A 22,975-nucleotide genomic window follows, 5' to 3' on the forward strand; every position below is an offset into this window, starting at 1 on the left:
GTTGGACACAGGGTGCGGTCGGTCGGTGCCGCTGCGCGCACGAATGACTCCATTTTTGCTGCCACTCGCTCTTTATGTCCGATTTATGCGGGACATAAGTCTCTTGGAATGGCTGATTCCAACTGTTTGGAACACGGCCGTTAACCGTGCTGGAATTCAACTAACTAGCTAGTAGCACCGCCGGAAGGTTGTTGGTCGAGTGAGGCGAAGCAACGCGAGCCCCGCGGATGAACCCGCGCGTGGCAACTTCACCCCGCCGCAGCGCGCGGCCGCGTCGCACGTCGACGTACCCGTGGACCCACCGGCGATGAGCGGCAGCACCAGCAGGTTCGCACCCCGTAACTGGCGTGTGCCGACCAAGCTGAACGCCATCCTGCTCGTACCCGTCCTCGTCGGACTGGTCATGGGCGGCTTCCAGGTGAAGGGCTCCGTCGACAGCTGGAACGAGGCCAAGGACGCCGAGAAGACGGCCCGCATCGTCCAGGCGGCGGCCGAATACGGCCAGGCCCTCCTCAACGAGCGCGACCTCACGGCCGAACCGCTCCTCCGGGGCGACGCCACCAACGCGGGCGTCGCGAAGGCCCGGGACGCCACCGACGCGGCCAAGGAGAGGTTCGCCCAGGCCGCCAAGGACCTCCCCTCGAACGCGAACCAGGGGCTGGAGCGCCGCCTGGAGCTCTTCCGTCAGGAGGAGCCCAAGCTCGCGGCCGTCCGGCAGACGGCGTACGTCGCGCAGGAGACGGACAAGAAGAACCCGCCCAGCGCGAACGGTCCGATCCCGACCGAAGAGGGGTACGTGCTGGTCCAGCACTACCTCATGACGTTCTCCAACGAACTCGGCCTGGGCACCGGCAACGTCACCAGCTACGGCCGCATGGTCTACGCGGTCGAGCTGGCCAAGGCCGCCAACTCGCTCCAGCGCTCGGTCGGCACCCACCTGCTGGTCCGGCCCAATGAGAACGAACAGGTCCGCAAGGCCCAGCTCGTCGCCTTCGCCTCGTACGCCTACCTCGAGGACATCGCCATCGGCGAGTACGTCGCGGCCGGCACCGAGGACGACGTGAACCGCCTCAAGGAGGTCATGGGCAAGAAGTCGCAGGAGGGTGCTGCCAAGCTCGCGGCCGCCAAGACGCAGGCCGAGCAGGCCGGCACCGTCTTCAAGGTCCCGCCGATGGTGAACGGCTCCGTGCTCACCGGCATGACCGAGGCGATAGCCAGCGGCGACAACAAGACCAAGCTCGCCGCGAACGGCACCACGCCCCAGGCCTGGCAGGCCGCGGCCACCGCCAAGTTCGAGGGCTACGCCGAGATCGAGAAGGATCTCCTCGCCAAGGCCGTCAACGACTCCGTCGCGGTCTCCGACGCGGCCCGCAACGACGCCATCTGGACCGGCGCCGTCGTGGTCGTGGCCCTGCTCGCCGCCTTCATCCTGGCCGCCATGATGGCCCGCTCGATGAGCAACTCGATGCGCCGCCTGCGCTCCGCCGCCTTCGACGTCGCCGAGCAGCGCCTGCCGATGCTCGTCGACCAGCTCTCGCGCACCGACCCGGGCAAGGTCGACACCCGTGTCGCGCCGATCCCGATCAACTCCCAGGACGAGATCGGCGAGGTCGCCCGCGCCTTCGACCAGGTCCACCGGGAAGCGGTCCGGCTCGCCGCCGAGCAGGCGCTCCTGCGAGGCAACGTCAACGCGATCTTCACGAACCTCTCCATGCGCAACCAGTCGCTGATCGAGGGCCAGCTGACCCTCATCACCGACCTGGAGAACAACGAGGCCGACCCGGACCAGCTGGAGAACCTCTTCCGCCTGGACCACCTGGCCACCCGTATGCGCCGCAACGGCGAGAACCTCCTCATCCTCGCGGGTGAGGAGCCGGGCCGCCGCTGGGACCAGCCGGTCCCCCTCGTCGACGTCCTGCGCGCCGCCTCCTCCGAGGTGGAGCAGTACGAGCGCATCGAGCTCTCGGGCGTCTCCGAGGCCGAGATCCACGGCCAGGCCGTGACCGACCTCGTGCACCTGCTCGCCGAGCTCCTGGAGAACGCCACGACGTTCTCCTCGCCGCAGACCAAGGTCCGCGTCAACGCCACGCGTCTGCCCGACGGCCGCGTGATGATCGAGATCCACGACAAGGGCATCGGCCTCACCGCCGAGGACTTCGCGGACATCAACCACAAGCTGGCCAACCCGCCGACCGTGGACGCCGCGATCTCCCAGCGCATGGGTCTGTTCGTGGTCGGCCGGCTGGCGGACCGTCACAGCATCCGGGTCCAGCTGCGCCCCTCGGGCGAGGCCGCCGGCACCACGTCGCTGGTCATGCTGCCCGACGTGATCACCCACGGTGGTGGTGGTGAGGGGATCCCGAGCGACGACTTCACGGTGTCCACGATGATCCCGCAGCAGCCGGCGCCGCAGGCCATTCCGATGCGTACGGCCGCCGAGCTCGGCTTCGACGACTCCCGCTACGACAACCAGGGCGGCGACACCCCCGGGTTGAACCCGGTCGGCCGCTCCCTGGCCCAGCAGGAGCGCAGAGCCGCGCTCGAGGCCCAGGTCTACGGGCAGGAGCAGCAGGCCGAGTACTCCGAGCAGGAGTATGCGGAACCGCAGCCGGAGCACGGGTACCAGCAGTACCAGGACTACCCGCAGCAGCCCGAGCAGGGTTACGACACCTCGTACGACTCCCAGCAGGCCCATGGGTCCCAGCAGGGCTACGAGGCGTACCCGCAGCAGGACTACGCCTATCCGGAAGCCGGCTACCAGGATCGGCAGCAGAGCGCCCAGGCGTACGACGGCGGCTTCGGATCCCAGTCCCAGCAGGCCGAGTGGCCCGAGCAGAACACCTACTCCGGCGGCTACCAGCAGGGATACGGGACCGAATCGGAACCCCCGGCCGCTCCCGAACCCGCCCCGGAACGCGTAGGCTTCGACCGTCCGGGCGCCGCTGCCGACACCAGCCACCAAGTGACCGGAGCGGGCCTGCCGCGCCGCGGCAGCCAGCAGCAGGGGCAGCCGGCACGGAAGGAAGCGGAGTCCACCGGATCCCTCTTCGCGCAGCGGCCGCCGCGACAGCAGCAGCCCGCCGCCGCGGAGCGGGACGAGGAAGGCAGCAACGACTGGCGCTCGAACAACGACGAGCGCTGGCAGCAGGCCTCAAAGCTCCGTGAGCCGAAGGCGGGCGGGGTCACCCCGTCCGGTCTCCCTCGGCGCGTGCCCAAGGCCAACCTGGTCGAGGGTGCGGCGGAGACGACCCCGCAGGGCGGCCCCCAGGTCTCCCGCGCACCGGAGGACGTCCGCGGCAGGTTGAGCAACCTGCGGCGCGGTGTCCAGCAGGGACGCAGTGCGGGTTCTGAGCAGTCAAGTAACAGCTATGACCAGGAGCGTTAGTGTGAGCCCGATGAGCCAGGCGGCACAGAACCTGAACTGGTTGATCACCAACTTCGTGGACAACACCCCTGGGGTGTCCCACACGGTGGTGGTCTCCGCCGACGGCCTTCTTCTGGCGATGTCCGACGGATTCCCGCGCGACCGCGCCGATCAGCTGGCGGCCGTGGCCTCCGGTCTGACGTCGCTGACCGCAGGAGCCTCCCGCATCTTCGAGGGTGGCGCCGTCAACCAGACCGTGGTCGAGATGGACCGGGGATTCCTCTTCCTCATGTCCGTCTCGGACGGATCTTCGCTCGCGGTGCTCGCGCACCCCGAGTGTGACATCGGCCTCGTGGGCTACGAGATGGCCCTCCTTGTGGACCGAGCAGGCAGTGTTCTCACCCCGGAACTGCGCTCGGAGCTGCAGGGAAGTCTTCTCAACTAGCAAACAGGCAGTGCGTTTCGCGTCATCGCACCATAGGGTGCGGTGGCGCGGTTCCACAGGGAGTACTGCGTTCTTGGAGTCGGAGGAGGAAACGTGACAACACCCGGAGGTCATCCTTATGGCGGCGCGCAGCAGCCGCAGGGTGGGCAGCACGACCAGAACCGCTTCAACTTTCCCTCCGCTCCCAGCCGGCCCGTGCCGGAGCACAACCCGTACCAGCAGCCGTACGGCCAGCCCCAGCAGGCCCAGGCGCCTCAGCGGCCTTCGCAGCAGGCCCACCGGGGTACGCAGCCGCAGGCCCCCAAGGCCCACAACCCGCTGGTGCGCCCGTACGCGATGACCGGCGGCCGTACCCGGCCGCGCTACCAGCTCGCCATCGAGGCGCTGGTCAGTACCACGGCAGATCCCGCGCGGTTGCAAGGGCAGTTGCCCGAGCACCAGCGCATCTGCCGCCTGTGCCAGGAGATCAAATCCGTCGCGGAGATCTCGGCACTTCTCTCCATTCCTCTTGGTGTCGCCCGAATCCTCGTCGCCGACCTGGCGGAGGCGGGCCTTGTCGCCATTCACCAGCCCGGCGGCGACGAGTCTGCCGGCGGCCAGCCAGATGTGACACTGCTCGAAAGGGTGCTCAGTGGACTTCGCAAGCTCTAACGGCGGAGCGGCTCGCTCCACCACCTCCGCGAAGATCGTGGTGGCGGGCGGCTTCGGCGTGGGCAAGACCACGTTCGTCGGCGCGGTCTCCGAGATCAACCCGCTGCGCACCGAAGCCGTCATGACGTCCGCGTCGGCCGGTATCGACGATCTGACCCACACCGGGGACAAGACGACCACCACGGTCGCCATGGACTTCGGCCGCATCACCCTGGACCAGGACCTGATCCTGTACCTCTTCGGTACCCCCGGTCAGGACCGGTTCTGGTTCATGTGGGACGACCTCGTCCGCGGCGCCATCGGGGCGATCGTGCTCGTCGACACCCGCCGCCTCGCCGACTGCTTCCCCGCGGTCGACTACTTCGAGAACAGCGGGCTGCCGTTCGTCATCGCCCTCAACGGCTTCGAGGGACACCAGCCTTACACCCCCGAGGAAGTCCGCGAGGCCCTGCAGATCGGCCCGGACGCTCCGATCATCACCACCGACGCCCGCCACCGCGCGGACGCCAAGAGCGCGCTCATCACGCTCGTCGAGCACGCCCTCATGGCCCGCCTGCGCTAGGCGCCACGGCTGACGCGAAAGGCCCCCGCACTCCTCGGAGTGCGGGGGCCTTTCGGTCTTCGGTGCACGGTCCGGCAACGACGAAGCCCCCGTACGTACGAAGGCTCGTACGTACGGGGGCTTTGCGAGGCCGGCTCTTGCGGAAGAACTAGCCCTGCCAGCTGTGCGGGGCGCGGAAGCCGGGGGTGCGCTCCAGGCGGCGCCAGCGGGCCTGGGAGCCCATGCGGTGCACCGGGCGGGCCTCCGGGGTGGCCGCGGCGCGGGCCAGCAGGATCGCGGTGATCGCGGCCAGCTCCTCGGGGGCGGCGTTGCCCTTCTCGACGCGCAGCAGGGTGTCGGTCGTCTTGCTCATCAGTGGCAGGTCTCCTTCGCTGTTACTGCGGCGGGTTGCCGTGCTTGCGGGACGGCAGATCGGCGTGCTTGCTGCGGAGCATCGCCAGGGCGCTGATCAGGGTTTCGCGGGTCTCCGCCGGGTCGATGACGTCGTCGACGAGACCGCGTTCGGCGGCGTAGTACGGGTGCATCAGCTCGGCCTTGTACTCCTTGACCATGCGCGCACGCATCGCCTCGGGGTCCTCGGCCTCCGCGATCTGCTTGCGGAAGATGACGTTGGCGGCGCCCTCGGCGCCCATGACCGCGATCTCGTTCGTCGGCCAGGCGTACGTGATGTCCGCGCCGATGGACTGGGAGTCCATGACGATGTACGCGCCGCCGTAGGCCTTGCGCAGGATCAGCGAGATCCGCGGGACCGTGGCGTTGCAGTACGCGTACAGGAGCTTCGCGCCGTGGCGGATGATGCCGCCGTGCTCCTGGTCGACGCCCGGCAGGAAGCCGGGGACGTCCAGCAGGGTGATGATCGGGATGTTGAAGGCATCGCACATCTGGACGAAGCGCGCGGACTTCTCGGAGGCCTCGATGTCGAGGACGCCCGCGAGGTGGGCGGGCTGGTTGGCGACGATGCCGACGACCTGGCCGTCGAGCCGGGCCAGGGCGCAGATGATGTTGCGGGCCCAGCGCTCGTGGATCTCCAGGAAGTCGCCTTCGTCGACGAGCTCCTCGATCACCTTGTGCATGTCGTACGGGCGGTTGCCGTCCGCGGGGACCAGGTCCAGCAGGACGTCCGAGCGCCGGTCGGCGGGGTCGGAGGTCTCCTGGACCGGCGGGTTCTCCCGGTTGTTGGAGGGCAGCATCGAGATGAGGTAGCGCACCTCGGAGATGCAGGTCTCCTCGTCGTCGTACGCGAAGTGCGCGACGCCGGAGGTCTCGGCGTGCACGTCGGCGCCGCCGAGGCCGTTCTGGGAGATCTCCTCGCCGGTGACGGCGCGGACGACGTCGGGGCCGGTGATGAACATCTGCGAGGTCTCGCGGACCATGAACACGAAGTCCGTCAGGGCCGGCGAGTACGCGGCGCCGCCGGCGCACGGGCCCAGCATGACCGAGATCTGCGGGATGACACCCGAGGCCTTGGTGTTGCGCTGGAAGATGCCGCCGTAGCCGGCGAGCGCGGAGACGCCCTCCTGGATACGGGCACCGGCGCCGTCGTTCAGGGAGACCAGCGGGGCACCGGCCGCGATGGCCATGTCCATGATCTTGTGGATCTTCGTGGCGTGGGCCTCGCCCAGGGCGCCGCCGAAGATGCGGAAGTCGTGCGCGTAGACGAAGACCGTGCGGCCCTCGACCGTGCCCCAGCCGGTGATGACACCGTCGGTGTACGGCTTCTTGCCCTCGAGGCCGAAGCCGGTCGCCCGGTGGCGGCGCAGCTGTTCGACCTCCTTGAAGGAACCCTCGTCGAGCAGCAGCGCGATGCGCTCGCGCGCGGTCAGCTTGCCCTTGGCGTGCTGCGCCTCGGTCGCCCGGTCACTGGGTCCACGCCGCGCCTGCTCGCGCAGGGAGTGCAGCTCGGCCACGCGCCCGCGGGCGTCCGTCGGCTCGCTCGGAGTCTGGTCCACAACGGTCATGTATCGACCTTACGAAGCGGTCGAAGAAAAACCTCCGTTGGTTCCACACAGTCTCGGGTGTGTTCCGCTGTCCGGCCCGGACAGAACCGCCACGTGATGCGCGGACCCCACCAGGCAGGGCCGCCCTCCTTTGTGGAGTGTCCACAAAACAGCGCGACTCGGACCCTGGATGTTGAAATTTGAACGGAATAGGTCTAGCGTCAGTCTCGTTGAAAGTTCAACCAACACCGAGCAGGGCACCCCCAAGGAGCAGATCATGGGTCTCTTCACCCGCCGCAGCCAGGACACCGCCAACACCGCCGTCGCCACCCTCGAGGTGGACCCGGCGCTGGCCGCCCTCACCGGCGACTACGTCATCGACGCCGCCCACAGCAGCATTGGCTTCACCGTCCGCCACGCGATGGTGACCAACGTCCGAGGCAGCTTCACCGACTACGCCGGCACCCTGCAGCTCGACGGCAGCGACCCGGCGCGCTCCGCCGCCTCCCTCGAGGTGAAGGTCGCCTCCGTGGACACCGGCATCGCCGACCGCGACGGCCACCTGCGCAGCGGGGACTTCTTCGACACGGAGGCCTTCCCGCTGATGACCTTCCGCTCCACCCAGGCGGCCCAGCTCGGCGGCGACAAGTACCGCATCACCGGCGAGCTGACGATCAAGGATGTGACCCGCCCGCTCTCCATCGACCTGGAGTTCAACGGCTCGGCCACCGACGTCTACGGCAACGAGCGCGTCGGCTTCGAGGGCTCCGCCGAGATCCTGCGCTCCGACTGGGGCCTGACCTGGAACGCCGCACTGGAGGCCGGCGGCGTCATGGTCAGCGACAAGGTGAAGCTGACCTTCGACATCTCGGCCATCAAGCAGGCCTGACCCGCCTGACGCCGCCGGGACCGGGGGCGGTCCTCAGCGGTCTCGGGGAAGTGGGGTGCGTTTGCGCGTCGTGCGGTGCGGTGGATCGCACGGCGGAGCGGCGCCCCCGTACCGGGCGTACTCGGGTGCCGCGACAACGCGGCGAGGTGCCGTGCCGGGCGGCGCGGGGGCGCGCCCCACTTCCCCGAGACCGCTTAGAAGCCGCCCCCACCGTCGAACCCGCCGCCGCCGTCGAATCCACCGCCGCCGCCGAAGTCCCCTCCCCCGAAGTCGGAGGAGTTGAAGTCGGCGCCGGAATAGTCCCCGCCGTCGTAGCCGCCCATGTCGGAGGCGTAGGCGGGGCTCGACATCATCGAGCCGAGCAGCGTGCCCACGAGCAGGCCGGGCAGGATGCCGCCGCCGAAGTATCCGCCCGCCCAGGGGCCGTACGCCGGGCCGGCGTCGTAGTACGGGCGCGGACCGTACTCGGTGTCGACCGTGCGGACCATCGGGTCCTTGCCCTCGCGCAGGCGGACGGCGTCCGTCGCGCACACGGGCACGGTACGCGCCGCCCCGCCGGCCGGCGCCCAGCCGGCGTCCTCCGTACTCGGCCCGTGCCGGGGGTCGAAGAAGCAGGGCGAACGGCGCTCGGGCAGCGGCCTGCCCTCACGGCGGGCATCGAGGCTCGCCAGCGCGAACCGGCCGTCCTCAAGAGCCTGGGTGACTCCCCTGACCTCGTCGGGGTGCTGGACCGAGGCCATGATGTCCTTGGCCTTCTCGTACGAGTCGAGGCCCTTCTCGTAGTCCGCCCGCATGGCGTCGTCCGCGCCGGGCTCACCGGGGTGGAAGTCCAGCCGGTCGAGCTCCTCGCCGAACGCGGTGATGTCCTCGTCGACGACCACGCGCAGCTTCTCGATGGCCTCGCGCTCCGCCTCTTCCTTCTTCCTGCGATTGCGGCGCACCAGCGCGTACGCACCGCCGCCGCCGATGGCGGCCACCGCGCCGAGCGTGATCAGCCCGCCGACCGGGACCCCGCCGCCGCTGCCGGAGTCGCCCCAGGAGCCCGGGGCGCCGCCCTTGGCCTGGGCCAGGGCCTGGTCCACGAAGTTGTTCAGCTGCGTGCCCGCGTCCACGGGCCCGCCCGCCTTCACCGCATCGGTCAGATTGCGGACGGCGTTGGCGGGCATGACGGCCCGGTCGGCGCCCGCGTTGAAGCCGTCGCCGAGCCGGATCGCGTAGAGCCCGGTGATGCCGGTCTCGGCCCGGACCGTACGCAGCACACTGTCGGCGGGGAACTCCGCGTTGGCCGGCAGCACGGCGACGAACACCGGTTTCCCGGCGTCCTTGATCTTCTTGGCCAGTGCGTCCGCCTGGGCCTTCGGCAGCTGCGCCTCGGCGCGGGGGTCCACGTAGACCGGGCCCTGCTTGAGGGCCTCCGCCACGGCAGCGGGTCCGGTGGCCGCCGATGCCTGCGGGGCGGCCACGAGGGCGGTCGCGGACAGGGCCAGCAGCAGACCGGCCAGCAGCCGGCCGGAACGTACGGGTATCAGCCTGGTCCTCATATCCCCGACGCTACCGGAACCGCCACTTTCCTGTGTGAGCAGGACATAAACCCCACCACCCCCGCCACGGGGGGGGTGGGGTGGGTGGGGCTCGGCTACTCGGCGGGTTCCACGCCGGCGTGGAGGAGGCCGTAGGTGATGGCGTCCTCAAGGGCCTGCCAGGACGCGGCGATCACGTTCGGGGCGACGCCCACCGTGGACCACTCGCGGCTGCCGTCCGTCGTGGCGATCAGGACGCGGGTCGTGGACTCCGTACCGTGCTTGCCCTCCAGGATGCGGACCTTGTAGTCGATCAGCTCGAACTTGGCCAGCTGGGGGTAGAAGCGCTCGAGGGCGACCCGCAGCGCCCGGTCCAGGGCGTTGACCGGGCCGTTGCCCTCCGCCGTCGCGACGATCCGCTCGCCCTTGGCCCACAGCTTCACCGTGGCCTCGTTGGCGTGGGTGCCGTCCGGACGGTCCTCGACGATGGCCCGCCAGGACTCCGTACGGAAGTACTTGCGGGCCCGGCCCTCGACCTCCGCGCGCAGCAGCAGCTCGAAGGAGGCGTCGGCGGCCTCGTACGTGTAGCCCGAGAGCTCCCGCTCCTTGACCCGCTCGACGACCCGGGAGACCAGCGCGCGGTCCCCGCCGAGGTCGACGCCGAGCTCCTTGCCCTTGAGCTCGATGGAGGCGCGCCCGGCCATGTCGGAGACCAGCATCCGCATGGTGTTGCCGACCCGCTCGGGGTCGATGTGCTGGTACAGGTCCGGATCGACCTTGATGGCCGACGCGTGCAGGCCCGCCTTGTGCGCGAAGGCCGAGACGCCGACGTACGGCTGGTGCGTGGACGGGGTCAGGTTCACAACCTCGGCGATGGCGTGCGAGATGCGGGTCATCTCGGCGAGCGCGCCGACGGGCAGCACCTGGCGCCCGTACTTGATCTCCAGCGCGGCGACGACGGGGAAGAGGTTGGCGTTGCCGACCCGCTCGCCGTAGCCGTTCGCGGTGCACTGCACGTGCGTGGCGCCGGCGTCGACGGCGGCCAGGGTGTTGGCGACGGCGCAGCCGGTGTCGTCCTGGGCGTGGATGCCGAGGCGCGCCCCGGTGTCGGCGAGTACGGTCGCGACGGTCGCCGTGACCTGCGCGGGCAGCATGCCGCCGTTGGTGTCGCAGAGGATGACGACGTCGGCGCCGGCCTCGTGCGCGGTGCGCACGACCGACTTCGCGTACTCGGCGTTGGCCCGGTAGCCGTCGAAGAAGTGCTCGCAGTCGACGAAGACGCGGCGACCCTGGGCGACCAGGTGGGAGACCGTGTCCCGGACCATCTCCAGGTTCTCGTCCAGCGTGGTGCGCAGGGCGAGCTCGACGTGCCGGTCGTGGGACTTGGCCACCAGGGTGATCACCGGGGCGCCCGACTCGAGCAGGGCCCGCACCTGCGGGTCCTCGGCGGCCGAGCCGCCCGCCCGCCGGGTCGCGCCGAAGGCGACCAGCTGGGCGTGCTTGAAGTCGATCTCGGCCCGGGCGCGGGCGAAGAACTCGGTGTCGCGGGGGTTGGCGCCCGGCCAGCCGCCCTCGATGAAGCCCACTCCGAAGTCGTCCAGGTGCCGTGCGATCGTCAGCTTGTCGGCGACGGTGAGGTTGATGCCCTCACGCTGGGCGCCGTCGCGCAGGGTGGTGTCGAAGACGTGGAAGCTGTCGTCGGGGCCCTGAGCCGGCGCTGTCGCCTCTGTCGTCGTCATTGCTGTCTGACTCCTGTCGGATGAGTGGTTCCGGATACCCGCCCCAGGGGCAGGCCGCCGCCACTGCCCCCATCATCGCGCGCAGTACGTTCCCGGCAGGAATGGGGCCGGGAAACGAAAAGACCTCTCGCGGGTGCGAGAGGTCTGCGCGCGGGTCTGAGGCACGATGGCCGCTTCCGCGAAGGTTTTCCACGGTTCAGCGGCCACTGCGGACCGGCGCGCTGCTGTCCATAATCATGAGCTGAGCAGGCACATCCGCAGTGTGTCATACCGTCTCACCGCAAGAGCGGCGCGTCTCACGATACGAGAGCCTCGTCAAGGAATTCCGAGACGTGGGCCAGGATGTCCGCCCGCCCTATCCCGGGCAGGCCGACGGCGACCTGGATGCTGAACCCGTCGAGCAGGGCCCGCAGACGGGCGCCGAAGCGGTCGGGGTCCACGGGCCGGAACTCCCCGCGCGAGACGCCCTCGGCGAGCAGGGCCACCAGGTCGCGGTGCCAGGCGCCCTCGATGGCGGCCTGGCGTTCGCGTTCCTGCGCGCCCGCGTTCTGCGAGCGGTTCCAGACCTCCAGCCACAGGGTCCAGTGCGGGTCCCGGGCCTCCTCGGGCACGTACAGGTCCACGTACGCCTGAAGGCGCTCGCGCGCCGGGCCGCGGCGGGACAGCAGGGCCCGCCGCTTCGCACCCAGGGCCGCCTCGCTCCACTCCAGCGTCTGCAGCAGGAGCTCGTCCTTGCTGCCGAAGTAGTAGAGGAGGTGGCCGCTGCTCATACCGACCTGGCGGCCCAGCCCGGCCATGGTCAGGCCCTCCAGGCCGCGCTCGGCGATCGTGGCCATGGCGGCGACGAGTACGTCCTCGCGCGGCGGCGCGTTCTTCCGGACCGCGCGTACTCCACCGGCCGCCATGGGCCACTCCTTCGTCGATCCGCCTCGGGTCAGACCTTCGGCTGCTGCTGGGTGATGCAGTGGATACCGCCACCCCCGGCGAAAATCGTACGTGCGTCAACCAGCGTCACGGTCCGCTCGGGGAACAGGCCGCGGAAGATCTCGGCGGCCTCCTCGTCGCGCGGGTCGTCGAAGGAGCACAGCACGACGCCGCCGTTGCACAGGTAGTGGTTGATGTAGGAGTAGTCCACCCACTCCCCGTCCTCCTCCAGCACGGTCGGCGCCGGGATCTCCACGACCTCCAGCTGCCGGCCCTGCGCGTCGGTGGACGCGCGCAGGATGGCGGCGATGGTCTTGCAGCGCTCGTGGTCCGGGTGGGCCGGGTCGGGCTGGGTGTGGACCATCACCACGCCGGGGCGGGCGAAGGCGGCCACGATGTCGACGTGGCCCTGCGTGCCGTAGGTGCCGTAGTCGCCGGCCAGGCCGTACGGCAGCCAGATCGCCTTGGTGGTGCCGAGGTGGGCGTGGATCTCCTCCTCGACCTGCTGGCGGGTCCAGTCGGGGTTGCGCCCGGCGCCCAGCTGCACGGTGTCGGTCAGGAGCACGGTGCCCTCGCCGTCGACGTGGATGGCGCCGCCCTCGTTGACCAGCCGGGTGCTGTACGTACGGGTGCCGGCGAGGTCGGAGACGTACCGGGCAACCTTGGAGTCGTGCTCCCAGCGGGCCCATTCCTGGCCGCCCCAGCCGTTGAAGGTCCAGTCCACGGCGGCCAGCTCGCCGGCCTCGTTGGTGACGAACGTCGGACCGATGTCGCGCATCCAGGCGTCGTCGAGCTCGCGCTCCACCAGCTGTACGTCGTCGCCGACGACCGCGCGGGCGCTCTCGGCGTCGCCGGGCGAGACGACCAGGGTCACCGGCTCGTACGCGCGCACCGCGCGGGCGACGGCGCCCCAGGCCTCGCGGGCCTCGGCGAGCTCCTGTTCGTTGGTGAAGGTCGGGTTGGGGCTGGGCCAGGCCATCCAGGTCCGCTCGTGGGGCATCCACTCGGCGGGCATCCGGAATCCGCGGGCGGCGGGCTTTTCAGTCATGGCAGGGGTCCTTAAAAAGCTGTGCTGACTTACAAGAAGTACAGGCGGTTGAGGGAGACCGAGTCGGCCGCTTCGGAGCGCAGCAGGTCGCCGTCGAGAGTGACGAGCCCGCTGCGCGCGTCGACATCGACCGCGCCCACCCGGGAGTTGAGGAGGAGGTTCCCGGGGCCGATGCCGCGGGTGCCGCGGACGGCGACCCGGCGGCGCCGGGTCGGCATCTCGTCGCTGCCCAGGGCCGCCGCGGCGGCCGAGACGAAGGCGACGGAGATATCGGCGGGGGTGGCTCCGTACGAGCCGAACTGCGGGCCGAGGACCAGCGGTTCGCAGGTGTCGGTGGCCGCGTTGGGGTCGCCGGTGACCCCGTACGCGGGGAAGCCGGACTTGAGGACCAGCTGCGGCTTGGCACCGAAGAACTGGGGCCGCCACAACACGATGTCGGCGAGCTTGCCGACCTCGATGGAGCCGATCTCGTGGGCCAGGCCGTGGGCGATGGCCGGGTTGATGGTCAGCTTGGCCATGTAGCGCAGGACGCGGGCATTGTCGTCGCCCTCGCCGTCGCCTTCGAGCGGGCCGAGCTCGCCCTTCATCTTGGCGGCCATGGCGAAGGTACGGCGGATGGTCTCGCCGGCGCGGCCCATGCCCTGGGCGTCGGAGGAGGTGATGCCGATCGCGCCCAGGTCGTGCAGCACGTCCTCGGCGCCCATCGTGCCCGCGCGGATCCGGTCGCGGGCCATGGCGGCATCGCCGGGGAGGTCGGGCTTGAGGTCGTGGACGGAGACGATCATGCCGTAGTGCTCGGCGACGGCGTCCCGGCCGAAGGGCAGGGTGGGGTTGGTGGAGGAGCCGATGACGTTCGGCACGCCGGCCATCTTGAGCACGTTGGGGACGTGTCCGCCGCCGCACCCCTCGATGTGGAAGGCGTGGATGGTGCGGCCGTCCAGCACGCGCAGGGTGTCCTCGACGGAGAGGCACTCGTTGAGGCCGTCGCTGTGCAGGGCGACCTGGACGTCGTGCTCCTCGGCCACCCGCAGCGCGGTGTCCAGGGCCCGGGTGTGCGCGCCCATGTCCTCGTGGACCTTGAAGCCGGACGCACCGCCCTCGGCCAGCGCCTCGACCAGCGGGGCGGCGTCCGAGGATGAGCCGCGGGCGAGGAAGCCGATGTTGACGGGCCAGGCGTCGAAGGCGTTGAAGGCGTGTTTGAGGGCCCACGGCGAGTTGACGCCGACGCCCCACACCGGGCCGAACTCCTGGCCGATGATCGTGGTGACGCCCGCGGCGAGCGAGGCCTCCATGACGCGCGGGGACAGCAGGTGGACGTGGGTGTCGACGGCGCCGGCAGTGGCGATCAGGCCCTCGCCGGAGACGATGCTCGTGCCGGTGCCGACGACGACGTCCACCCCGTCGAGGGTGTCGGGGTTGCCGGCCCGGCCGATCGCGTGGATCCGGCCCTCCCGGATGCCGATGGAGACCTTGCGGATGCCGAGGACGGCGTCGATGACGAGGACGTTGCTGATCACGACGTCGCAGGTCTCGCGGACGGCGGCGGCCTTCAGGTGCAGGCCGTCGCGGGCGGTCTTGCCGAAGCCGGCCAGGAACTCGTCGCCGGGCTTCTGGGCGTCGTACTCGACCCGGACGGTGAGCCCGGAGTCGCCGAGCCGGACCCGGTCCCCGGCGCGGGGGCCGAAGACGGAGGCGTACTCGTGGGGGTCGATGTGCCGGCTGCCCGGCGCACAGTGGTCGCTGTGCCTGGTCTGCTTGCTCACGCCTGCTCTCCGTCCGCCGAGTCGTCCGCCGTGTCGTCCGCCGTGCCGCTGATCCCCGTACCCAGGTAGCCGCAGGCCGCGGCGCGGCGCAGGGCCTCGTCCTTGGCTCCCGGGGCATCCAGGGGACCGTCGACCAGGCCGGCGAAGCCGATCGCGATGCGGTCGCCGCCGATGGGGACGAGGCCGACCTCGGCCTCGCCGTGCGGGTCGAACCGTACGGACGAGCCCGCGGGCACGCACAGCCGCATGCCGTAGGCCGCGGCGCGGTCGAAGTCGAGGCGGGGGTTGGCCTCGAAGAAGTGGAAGTGGGACGTGACGCTCACCGGCACGGAGGCCGTGTTGCGCACGTGCAGGTGCAGCGCCGGCTCCGGCTGGGGGGCGCCGGGGCCGGGGACGACGGCTCCCGGGGCGTCGTCGCCGAGCGGCACCGCGCCCTGGATCGGGGCCGGGACCACCGCGAGGCGGGATCCGTCGTCGAAGACGGCCTCCACGTGCACCTCGGTGACCACGTCGGCCACGCCGGGCAGGACGTCGTCCGGGCCCAGCACGCTGCGGGCCTCCTCGATGGCCTCCGCCAGCCGCTTGCCGTCGCGCGCGGCCTCGCAGACCGTGTCCGCGATGAGCGCGGTGGCCTCGGGGACGTTGAGCCTGAGTCCGCGGGCCCGCCGGGCCCTGGCCAGTTCCGCCGCGCTGCGCAGCAGCAGCCGGTCGCGCTCCGTAGGGGTCAGCCGCACGCCGATCCACCACCTTTTGAGTCGATGGGTTAGAGCATCACTCTAACTCTTCATTTCTCAGCAATGAAGCATTGACCTGAGACCTGGGCTTAGGTCACATTGAGTGTCGCTCAAACAAATGCGAACCACCCCCCGCCCTGCCAAGGGAGTCCCCCCATGCCCATCGAACAGCGCGGAGTCGACACCATCCCCGAGGAGGAGCGGACGAGCGGTCCCCGTGACCTGATCTCGATCCTGCTCGGCTCCAACCTCTGCCTCGGCGTGATCGTGTTCGGCTGGCTGCCCCCGTCCTTCGGACTGGGCCTGTGGCCCTCGGTCACCGCCATCGTGACCGGCACGCTGGTCGGCATCGCCTTCACCGCGCCGCTGGCGCTGGTGTCCCTGCGCACGGCGACCAACCTCTCCACCTCGAGCGGCGCCCAGTTCGGCGTACGCGGCCGGCTCGTCGGCTCGGTCGTCGGCCTACTGCTCGCCCTCGGCTACACAGCGCTCACCCTGTGGATCGGCGGCGACGTGATGGCCGGCACGCTGTCCCGGCTCATCGGCCTGCCCGACACGGGTGCCACGCGGGCCGTGATGTACGGCGTACTGGCCGCCTGTACCGTCGTCGGGGCCGTCTTCGGCTACCGGCTGCTGCTGCGCATGAGCAAGGTCCTGTCCATCGGCATGGTGGTCCTGCTCGCCGTCGGCATCTACGCCTACGCCCCCGACTTCACCACCGCCGCGCCGCCGGAGACCGCGTACCTGCTCGGCTCCTTCTGGCCGACCTGGCTCCTCGCCGCCGTCGCCGCCGGACTCAGCGGCCCCGTCGCCTTCATCACCCTGCTCGGCGACTACACCCGCTACATATCCCCCCGCAGGCACAGCTCCCGCAAGGTGTTCTGGGCCACCTGCCTCGGCCTGCTGGTCGGTCTGCTGATCCCGCAACTGTTCGGCACCTACACCGCGCTCGCCGCCAAGGCCGGCGCCGACTATGCCGGGCCCCTCGTCGAGGCCGCGCCTTTCTGGTACCTGCTCCCGCTGCTCGCCGCCGCGGCGGCCGGCTCGGTGGGCAACGCCGGGCTGATGCTCTACTCCATGGGCCTCGACCTCGATGCCATCGTGCCGAAGGCGACCCGGGCCAAGGCCACGCTGGTCGCGGCAGGCGTCGCCACCGGGTTCGTCTTCATCGGTTCCTTCGAGTGGGACGTGCAGTCCGCGATGACCTCGTTCGTCCTGCTGCTGACCGCGATCGGCACCCCGTGGGCCGTGATCACCCTGATCGGCTACGTCCGCTGCCGCGGGCAGTACGACGCCGACGCCCTCCAGGTCTTCAACCGCCGCTCGGTGGGCGGGATCTACTGGTACCGGGCCGGCTGGAACGTCGCCGCCACGGTCTCCTGGGCCGTCGGCGCCGGAGTCGGCCTGCTCGCCGTGACCACCCCCTTCTACGAGGGCCCGCTGCTCGCCCTGACCGGCGGCGTCGACTGCTCCTTCGTCCTCTCCGCACTGGCCGGCGGCCTGGTCTACACGGCCCTGACGTTCCGGACCGCGAGCACGACCGCGGTCGCACCCGTGGGCACGGGCAACACCGCGGGCAAGGTGGCGGTCGCCGTCGACTGACGGCGGACGCTTGGACCGGTGCATGACGCGGGCCCCGGGGGGGGACGTCCCCCCGGGGCCCGCGTGACCGTAGCCGCCGCTGCGCGCTAACTGCACTTCAGCGAGGTCGTCGCCTCGGTGGCCGCGGTGTCCAGCGCCTGGACCTGCGGCTGGAGCTGGGTGATCGCGTCCTTGCCCGTGGTGTCGCCCGGCAGGTCCTCATAGGCCTTCTTGAGGTTCTCCGCGGCCGTCGTGACGGCGTCCTTCTCGGCCGACTTCAGTGCCGACGTGCTCTCCTTGACCTTCTTCCAGTCGGTCTGGACAGCGTCGTACGCCGACTTCAACTGGTCCTTGGTGGCCGTCGCCGGATTCAACGCCTTGAGCGCGGCGTTGTCCGACTTCAACTGGACCAGGTTGGTGCACAGCGCGGCGCTGGCCGACGATGCTGCCTCCTGCGGCGTCGCGTTGTCGTCGCTGGAGCATGCCGAGGCGCCGAGTACCACGGCCGTGCACAGCAGGCCGGAGGCAACGAACCGCTTCATGGGGATCCGCCTTCCCGCCGGCCTGGGCGGCCGACGCACGAGAGATTCACGCCACTGGGGGCGTACCGTGCCGCCCGGAGCCGGTGTCCGGCGCCGCATGGGCAGGCGCGATCAACGTCGCACGGCGGTACGTCCACCGCATTTCCGAACGGACCGGACTCACGCGCCCCACGCCGCGGCGGGCGGGGCCGCAACGCCCGCGGGCACGGGCGCAGGCGGCGCCCGCGCCCGTGGCGGGCGACGGTGCGCAACAGCCCCGGCGTACCCCCGTACGGGTGGCACGGACGGATGCGCCGGCCTGCCCGCACCGCCCGCCGGACCGGGTCCGGACGCACGAAGAGGCCCCGGCCTCCCGGCCGGGACCTCTTCTTCGGTGCGGGTGCGCGGCAGACCTAGCCCAGCGGGTGCATCCAGCCGTGGGTGTCGGCGGTGTGGCCGGTCTGGAGGTCCAGCAGCGCCTTGCGGAGCTTCATGGTGACCTCGCCGGGCTGCCCGTCGCCCTGGGTCCAGTTGGCGCGCTCGGACTTGACCGAGCCGACCGGGGTGATGACGGCGGCGGTGCCGCAGGCGAACACCTCGGTCAGGGTGCCGTTCTCGTTGTCGCGCTTCCAGTCCTCGGTGGAGATACGTCCCTCCTCGGCGGTGTAGCCGAGGTCGCGGGCGATGGTGAGGAGGGAGTCGCGGGTGATGCCCGGCAGGAGCGAGCCGGTCAGCTCCGGGGTGACGATGCGCTGTGTTCCATCCTCTTGCCCGTACACGAAGTACAGGTTCATGCCGCCCATCTCCTCGATCCAGCGGTGCTCGACGGCGTCGAGCCAGACCACCTGGTCGCAGCCGTGCTCGGCGGCCTGGGCCTGGGCCACGAGGGAAGCCGCGTAGTTGCCGCCGGTCTTGGCGGCGCCGGTGCCGCCCTTGACCGCGCGGACGTAGTCCTCGGAGAGCCAGACGGAGACGGGCTTGACGCCACCGGGGAAGTACGCGCCGGCGGGCGAGGCGATGACGATGAAGAGGAACTCGTTGGCCGGACGGACGCCGAGGCCGACCTCGGAGGCGAACATGAACGGCCGCAGGTACAGGGAGGCCTCGCCGGAGTCCGGCACCCAGGCGCGGTCCTGCTTGATGAGCGCGTCGCAGGCCTCGATGAACAGTTCGGTCGGCAGTTCCGGCATCGCCATGCGGCGCGCGGAGGACTGGAAGCGCTCGGCGTTGGCCTGCGGGCGGAAGGTGGCCACGGTGCCGTCAGGCTGGCGGTAGGCCTTGAGGCCCTCGAAGATCGTCTGCGCGTAGTGCAGGGTCATGTTCGCCGGGTCCATCGAGAGCGGGGCGTAGGGGACCAGCTCGGCGTCGTGCCAGCCGCGGCCCTCGGTCCACTTGATCGTCACCATGTGGTCGGTGAAGTGGCGGCCGAAGCCGGGGCTGGCCAGGATCGCCTCGCGCTCCGCATCGGACAGCGGGTTCGAGGAGGGCTTGAGCTCGATCGTGGGCGTCGTCATGAGTGCTTGTCCTTCACCGGTTGTGTATGGCGGACCGCGCTCACGGCGTACTAGGACGTCCGAGCTTCCCCGCATTCCGCGGTCTCGCGTTCGATTATCGCGCGCGAGGTGCCTTCGGAGAAGCGGGGTGAATGCGGCCCAGGGGAGATGGTGGCACCCGGGGCCGCACAGGAAAAGCCGCCGGGTGCGTCGTGCGCGCGACCCGGCGGCTTCCTGAGGTGGAGCTGCCGGGTCAGCCGGCTACTCGGGCGGCGAGCGCGTCGCCGATCTGGTCGGTGGTGCGGAAGGTCCCGTCGCGCTCCGCGAGGTCGGCGGTGACCGCGTCCTCGATGCGAACGGCCTGGGCCTCGTGGCCGAGATGGCGCAGCAGGAGGGCGACGGACAGGATCGTCGCGGTCGGGTCGGCCTTGCCGGTGCCCGCGATGTCCGGGGCCGAGCCGTGGACGGGCTCGAACATGGACGGGAAGGCGCCGGTCGGGTTGATGTTCCCGGAGGCAGCGAGGCCGATTCCGCCGGTCACGGCGGCGGCCAGGTCGGTGAGGATGTCACCGAAGAGGTTGTCCGTGACGATGACGTCGAAGCGCTCGGGCTGCGTGACGAAGAAGATCGTCGCGGCGTCGACGTGCAGGTAGTCGGTGGTGACCTCGGGGTACTCCTGGCCGACCTTGTCGAAGATGTTCTTCCACATGTGGCCCGCGTACACGAGGACGTTGTTCTTGTGGACCAGCGTCAGCTTCTTGCGCGGGCGGGAGTTGGCCCGCTCGTACGCGTCACGCACGACGCGCTCGACGCCGTACGCGGTGTTGATGCTGACCTCGGTGGCCACCTCGGCGGGGGTGCCGGTGCGCAGGCTGCCGCCGTTGCCGGTGTACGGGCCTTCGGTGCCCTCGCGGACCACGACGAAGTCGATCTCCGGACGGCCGGCGAGCGGGGTGGCCGTGTTCGGGAAGAGCTTCGACGGGCGCAGGTTGATGAAGTGGTCGAACGCGAAGCGGAGCTTGAGCAGCAGGCCGCGCTCCAGGACGCCGGACGGGACCGACGGGTCGCCGATGGCGCCCAGCAGGATCGCGTCGTGATGCTTGAGCGCCTCGAGCTCGTCGTCCGGGAGGGTCTCACCGGTGCGGTGCCAGCGCGTGGCGCCGAGGTCGTACTGCTTGGTCTCCAGCTTCACATCCTGGGGCAGGACCGCGGTAAGGACCTTGAGGCCCTGAGCCACGACTTCCTGGCCGATGCCATCACCGGGGATCACTGCGAGATTGATGCTGGTCGACATGTCGGAACCGTACTCCCTGTCCCAGCCCTCAGACATCTTGCGTCCACCATGTGGACGCACGATGTCTGAGGCGCCAGGCCTTGCTCAGTGGCCGGTCGAGCCGCCGTTGTCACGGCGGTCAAGGGCGCGCTGGAGGGCTGCGGCGGCGTTCTTGCGGTCGGCGTCGGCCGTGGAGGAGTGGCGGACGCGGCGGGCTGCGGTGGATGCGGTCATGGTGATCGACTCCTTGAGATCACGGCGTGGCGGGGCCACGGATGAGGGGTTCCTTCAAGGCGCCGGAAGAGGCGGGGAGCTGTGCGCCGCAGGGGTTGCCTGCCAGGGGCGCGCGCTCTCGACCGCCATTCGCCGGATCGGCGAGACGTTCGGCTTCTACAAAGCTAGGGCAGGTCCCGCTGTCTGTCTCCGCAATTACTCGGACTTCCTACTATCTGAGACGGGCAACCGCCCGGAAGGCTCCCTCCCGGGCATCCGATTCAGCGCGTCTCGGAGCGAAGTTCCCTGATCAGAGCCCTTACGCCGAGAGTGGCGGCGGATTCCGGCGTGGTGACGTACCCCACGCGTCTCACCGGCCCCGAAGGGCCCAGTCCGGTGATGTCCACGGCGTCGGTGGCCTCGCGGAGCGAGAGCTCGGGCAGGATCGCCATGCCGAGCCCGCGCCCGACCATGGTCAGTACCATCCCGTCGTCCTCCGCCTTGACGGTGGCCCGCGGGATCCAGTCCTGGGCCTGCCACCAGTCGCGGGTGTACGAGCCGCAGTTCTCGTCCCAGTCCAGCAGGGGCAGCGCCTTCGGGTCGGGGTGTCCGGCCGGGTGGACCAGGGCGTACGCCTCCTCCCGGAGCACCCCCGTCAGCAGGCCCGCGGCGCCGCCCTCCGGTACGGGCCCGGCCCCGTTCAGCGTGGCGATGCCGAGGTCGGCGCGGCCGGCGGCCACCTCCCCTGCCGTGCCGGCGCCGAGCTCGCGCACCACCCGGACCTCGGGACGGATGCCGGGGTGGCGGGCCGCGAGCCGTTCCAGGGCCGGGGGCAGCAGGTGCAGGGCCGCGCTGCGGAACGCCGCGATGCGCAGCACCCCCTCCACCACGCCGCGATCCGGGGCGGTCCGGCCGGCGCTGCGCGCCTCCGCGCCGAGGACCTCGTACAGCCGCAGGATCCGGCGGGCGAGGCCGACGGCCCGCTCCCCCGCCGGGGTGGGCGAGGCGCCGGTGCGCCCGCGCTCGAAGAGCACCGCGCCGACCTTGGCCTCGCTGCCGCGTACGGAGTGCGACACGGCCGACTGGGTCAGGCCGAGGCGGGCGGCCGCGGCGGAGAAGCCGCCGGTTTCGGCGACGGCGACCAGGACCCGGAGTTCGTGCGGAGCGAGCTCGGCCACGGCGGCTCTCACCTCGTTCTATGAGCGGTGTTCATGGATGTGCGGCTTCCATGAACGCAACCCTCTGCCCGGGCCGGTGATTCCTTCCTAACGTCCTCGCCATGACCACGAACCACACCGCTCACGCCGTCCACCTGATCGCCCGCCCGACCGGCTTCCCCTCCCCGGCCGACTTCGCGTACGTCGAGACCCCGGTCCCCTCCCCCGCCCCGGGCACCGCCCTGGTGCAGAACCTCCTGCTCTCGGTGGACCCGTACCACCGCGGGCTGATGGACGGCGGCGAGGGCGGCTTCGAGCTGAACACCCCGCTGGAGGGCCGCTCGGTGGGCCGGGTGCTCGCCTCCCGCGATCCGGGGCTGCGCGAGGGCGACCTGGTCTTCCACCGCGAGGGCTGGCGTACGCACGCCCTCGTCACGCTCGGCGTGGACGGCACCCGGAAGCTGCGCGGCCACGAGGGCGTCCCGCTGGAGGCGTACCTGAGCATCCTCGGCGGCACCGGCCTGACCGCGTACGCCGCCCTCACCCGGACCGCGGCCCTGCGCGAGGGCGAGGACCTCTTCGTCTCGGCGGCCGCGGGCGGGGTCGGCACCGCGACCGGCCACATCGCGCGGCTGCTGGGCGCCCGCCGGATCATCGGCAGCGCGGGCTCGGCGGCGAAGGTCCGCCACCTCACCGACGTGCTCGGCTTCGACGCGGCCTTCGACTACCACGACGGGCCCGTCGGCGAGCAGCTCGCGAAGGCCGCGCCCGAGGGCATCGACGTGTACGTGGACAACGTGGGCGGGGACCACCTGGCGGGCGCGATCGACGTGCTGCGCGAGTACGGGCGGATCGCCTGGGTCGGCGGGATCTCGATGTACAACGGGGACCGCTCGCCGGCCGCGCCCCGCAACCTCTTCGAGGTCGTCCACAAGTCGCTGCGCCTGGAAGGCGTATTGGTTCGAAACCACACCAATCTGCAGGACGAGCTGGAGGACTTCCTGGTCCCGCACCTGCAGAGCGGCCACGTCGGCACGGACACCACTGTTGTACAGGGAATCGATCACACGGTGGACGCCTTCCTGGGCGTGCTCCGCGGGGACAATCTGGGCAAGATGCTCGTCCGTCTCGAGGGCTGAATCCAGCCAACCGGATGTTCAC

The 22,975-nt window shown here is 70.6% G+C and carries 20 protein-coding genes; 7 read left to right on the plus strand and 13 right to left on the minus strand.

Going from position 1 to position 22,975, the window contains the following annotated elements:
* Positions 1–199 precede the first annotated feature (199 nt).
* The 4 genes from AB0M76_RS27435 (at position 200) to AB0M76_RS27450 (ending at position 5,022) form a co-directional block, all read left to right on the plus strand.
* Positions 200–3,385, plus strand: coding sequence for a nitrate- and nitrite sensing domain-containing protein (locus AB0M76_RS27435; protein ID WP_365955392.1), 3,186 nt, complete (start codon positions 200–202; stop codon positions 3,383–3,385).
* A gap of 10 nt (positions 3,386–3,395) precedes the next feature.
* Positions 3,396–3,809, plus strand: coding sequence for a roadblock/LC7 domain-containing protein (locus tag AB0M76_RS27440; RefSeq protein WP_008739857.1), 414 nt, complete (start codon positions 3,396–3,398; stop codon positions 3,807–3,809).
* 93 nt (positions 3,810–3,902) lie between these two features.
* Positions 3,903–4,460, plus strand: a complete 558-nt coding sequence (locus tag AB0M76_RS27445) for a DUF742 domain-containing protein (protein WP_365955393.1) — start codon at positions 3,903–3,905, stop codon at positions 4,458–4,460.
* On the plus strand, positions 4,441–5,022 hold the full coding sequence (locus AB0M76_RS27450; RefSeq protein ID WP_365955394.1) for an ATP/GTP-binding protein: 582 nt from the start codon (positions 4,441–4,443) through the stop codon (positions 5,020–5,022). The genes AB0M76_RS27445 and AB0M76_RS27450 overlap by 20 nt, the downstream gene beginning before the upstream one ends.
* Positions 5,023–5,170: 148 nt before the next feature.
* Here AB0M76_RS27450 and AB0M76_RS27455 read toward each other — a convergent pair whose 3' ends face one another.
* Positions 5,171–5,374 carry an acyl-CoA carboxylase subunit epsilon gene (locus tag AB0M76_RS27455; RefSeq protein ID WP_266663400.1) on the minus strand — a complete coding sequence of 68 codons (204 nt, stop codon included), beginning with the start codon at positions 5,372–5,374 and terminating at the stop codon, positions 5,171–5,173.
* A 22-nt stretch (positions 5,375–5,396) separates the two neighbouring features.
* On the minus strand, positions 5,397–6,980 hold the full coding sequence (locus AB0M76_RS27460; protein WP_365955395.1) for an acyl-CoA carboxylase subunit beta: 1,584 nt from the start codon (positions 6,978–6,980) through the stop codon (positions 5,397–5,399).
* Positions 6,981–7,236: 256 nt separating this feature from the next.
* Between AB0M76_RS27460 and AB0M76_RS27465 the strand changes: the two genes are divergently transcribed.
* Positions 7,237–7,848, plus strand: coding sequence for a YceI family protein (locus AB0M76_RS27465; RefSeq protein ID WP_365955396.1), 612 nt, complete (start codon positions 7,237–7,239; stop codon positions 7,846–7,848).
* Between the two features lie 194 nt (positions 7,849–8,042).
* On the opposite strand, the gene AB0M76_RS27470 is transcribed toward AB0M76_RS27465, so the two are convergent.
* From AB0M76_RS27470 to ureA, 6 genes are all read right to left on the minus strand, one after another.
* Entirely contained in the window at positions 8,043–9,389 is a 1,347-nt protein-coding gene (locus AB0M76_RS27470) for a hypothetical protein (RefSeq protein WP_365955397.1), read from the minus strand.
* Positions 9,390–9,484: 95 nt separating this feature from the next.
* On the minus strand, positions 9,485–11,107 hold the full coding sequence (gene cimA, locus AB0M76_RS27475; protein WP_365955398.1) for a citramalate synthase: 1,623 nt from the start codon (positions 11,105–11,107) through the stop codon (positions 9,485–9,487).
* 296 nt (positions 11,108–11,403) lie between these two features.
* Positions 11,404–12,012, minus strand: coding sequence for a TetR/AcrR family transcriptional regulator (locus AB0M76_RS27480; protein WP_365955399.1), 609 nt, complete (start codon positions 12,010–12,012; stop codon positions 11,404–11,406).
* A gap of 29 nt (positions 12,013–12,041) precedes the next feature.
* On the minus strand, positions 12,042–13,079 hold the full coding sequence (locus AB0M76_RS27485; protein WP_365955400.1) for an agmatine deiminase family protein: 1,038 nt from the start codon (positions 13,077–13,079) through the stop codon (positions 12,042–12,044).
* Positions 13,080–13,108: 29 nt separating this feature from the next.
* Positions 13,109–14,842: an urease subunit alpha gene (locus AB0M76_RS27490; RefSeq protein ID WP_365955401.1), complete on the minus strand. Its 1,734-nt coding sequence runs from the start codon at positions 14,840–14,842 to the stop codon at positions 13,109–13,111.
* A complete protein-coding gene (gene ureA / locus AB0M76_RS27495) occupies positions 14,839–15,576 on the minus strand; it encodes an urease subunit gamma (protein WP_365955402.1) in 738 nt (245 codons plus the stop codon). Before ureA ends, AB0M76_RS27490 begins: the two co-directional genes overlap by 4 nt.
* A 156-nt stretch (positions 15,577–15,732) precedes the next feature.
* Here ureA and AB0M76_RS27500 point away from each other — a divergent pair, with 156 nt between their 5' ends.
* A complete protein-coding gene (locus tag AB0M76_RS27500) occupies positions 15,733–17,178 on the plus strand; it encodes a cytosine permease (RefSeq protein ID WP_365955403.1) in 1,446 nt (481 codons plus the stop codon).
* An 86-nt stretch (positions 17,179–17,264) separates the two neighbouring features.
* On the opposite strand, the gene AB0M76_RS27505 is transcribed toward AB0M76_RS27500, so the two are convergent.
* From AB0M76_RS27505 to AB0M76_RS27525, 5 genes are all read right to left on the minus strand, one after another.
* Positions 17,265–17,699 (minus strand): hypothetical protein, encoded by a 435-nt coding sequence (locus AB0M76_RS27505; protein WP_365955404.1) that lies wholly within the window; start codon positions 17,697–17,699, stop codon positions 17,265–17,267.
* Positions 17,700–18,091: 392 nt separating this feature from the next.
* Entirely contained in the window at positions 18,092–19,192 is a 1,101-nt protein-coding gene (locus tag AB0M76_RS27510) for a branched-chain amino acid aminotransferase (RefSeq protein WP_365955405.1), read from the minus strand.
* A gap of 232 nt (positions 19,193–19,424) precedes the next feature.
* Complete coding sequence (locus AB0M76_RS27515) at positions 19,425–20,465, minus strand: 3-isopropylmalate dehydrogenase (RefSeq protein ID WP_365955406.1); 1,041 nt, start codon at positions 20,463–20,465, stop codon at positions 19,425–19,427.
* Positions 20,466–20,549: 84 nt separating this feature from the next.
* Positions 20,550–20,678: a hypothetical protein gene (locus AB0M76_RS27520; RefSeq protein WP_266625109.1), complete on the minus strand. Its 129-nt coding sequence runs from the start codon at positions 20,676–20,678 to the stop codon at positions 20,550–20,552.
* Between the two features lie 260 nt (positions 20,679–20,938).
* On the minus strand, positions 20,939–21,835 hold the full coding sequence (locus tag AB0M76_RS27525) for a LysR family transcriptional regulator (RefSeq protein ID WP_365955407.1): 897 nt from the start codon (positions 21,833–21,835) through the stop codon (positions 20,939–20,941).
* A gap of 101 nt (positions 21,836–21,936) precedes the next feature.
* On the opposite strand from AB0M76_RS27525, the gene AB0M76_RS27530 reads away from it, so the two are divergent.
* Complete coding sequence (locus AB0M76_RS27530; RefSeq protein WP_365955408.1) at positions 21,937–22,953, plus strand: NADP-dependent oxidoreductase; 1,017 nt, start codon at positions 21,937–21,939, stop codon at positions 22,951–22,953.
* The last annotated feature ends 22 nt before the right edge of the window (positions 22,954–22,975 follow it).

Origin of the sequence: Streptomyces sp. NPDC051364 (assembly GCF_040682115.1) — a bacterium.
Taxonomy (GTDB): Bacteria; Actinomycetota; Actinomycetes; order Streptomycetales; family Streptomycetaceae; genus Streptomyces.

Excerpts from the sequence above, each read along its gene's own strand:
- AB0M76_RS27440 (WP_008739857.1), top strand. The coding sequence starts at position 3,396 with ATGAGCCAGGCGGCACAGAACCTGAACTGGTTGATCACCAACTTCGTG.
- AB0M76_RS27455 (WP_266663400.1), bottom strand. The coding sequence starts at position 5,374 with ATGAGCAAGACGACCGACACCCTGCTGCGCGTCGAGAAGGGCAACGCC.
- AB0M76_RS27460 (WP_365955395.1), bottom strand. The coding sequence starts at position 6,980 with ATGACCGTTGTGGACCAGACTCCGAGCGAGCCGACGGACGCCCGCGGG.
- AB0M76_RS27465 (WP_365955396.1), top strand. The coding sequence starts at position 7,237 with ATGGGTCTCTTCACCCGCCGCAGCCAGGACACCGCCAACACCGCCGTC.
- AB0M76_RS27470 (WP_365955397.1), bottom strand. The coding sequence starts at position 9,389 with ATGAGGACCAGGCTGATACCCGTACGTTCCGGCCGGCTGCTGGCCGGT.
- cimA (WP_365955398.1), bottom strand. The coding sequence starts at position 11,107 with ATGACGACGACAGAGGCGACAGCGCCGGCTCAGGGCCCCGACGACAGC.
- AB0M76_RS27480 (WP_365955399.1), bottom strand. The coding sequence starts at position 12,012 with ATGGCGGCCGGTGGAGTACGCGCGGTCCGGAAGAACGCGCCGCCGCGC.
- AB0M76_RS27485 (WP_365955400.1), bottom strand. The coding sequence starts at position 13,079 with ATGACTGAAAAGCCCGCCGCCCGCGGATTCCGGATGCCCGCCGAGTGG.
- AB0M76_RS27500 (WP_365955403.1), top strand. The coding sequence starts at position 15,733 with ATGCCCATCGAACAGCGCGGAGTCGACACCATCCCCGAGGAGGAGCGG.
- AB0M76_RS27505 (WP_365955404.1), bottom strand. The coding sequence starts at position 17,699 with ATGAAGCGGTTCGTTGCCTCCGGCCTGCTGTGCACGGCCGTGGTACTC.
- AB0M76_RS27510 (WP_365955405.1), bottom strand. The coding sequence starts at position 19,192 with ATGACGACGCCCACGATCGAGCTCAAGCCCTCCTCGAACCCGCTGTCC.
- AB0M76_RS27515 (WP_365955406.1), bottom strand. The coding sequence starts at position 20,465 with ATGTCGACCAGCATCAATCTCGCAGTGATCCCCGGTGATGGCATCGGC.
- AB0M76_RS27520 (WP_266625109.1), bottom strand. The coding sequence starts at position 20,678 with ATGACCGCATCCACCGCAGCCCGCCGCGTCCGCCACTCCTCCACGGCC.
- AB0M76_RS27530 (WP_365955408.1), top strand. The coding sequence starts at position 21,937 with ATGACCACGAACCACACCGCTCACGCCGTCCACCTGATCGCCCGCCCG.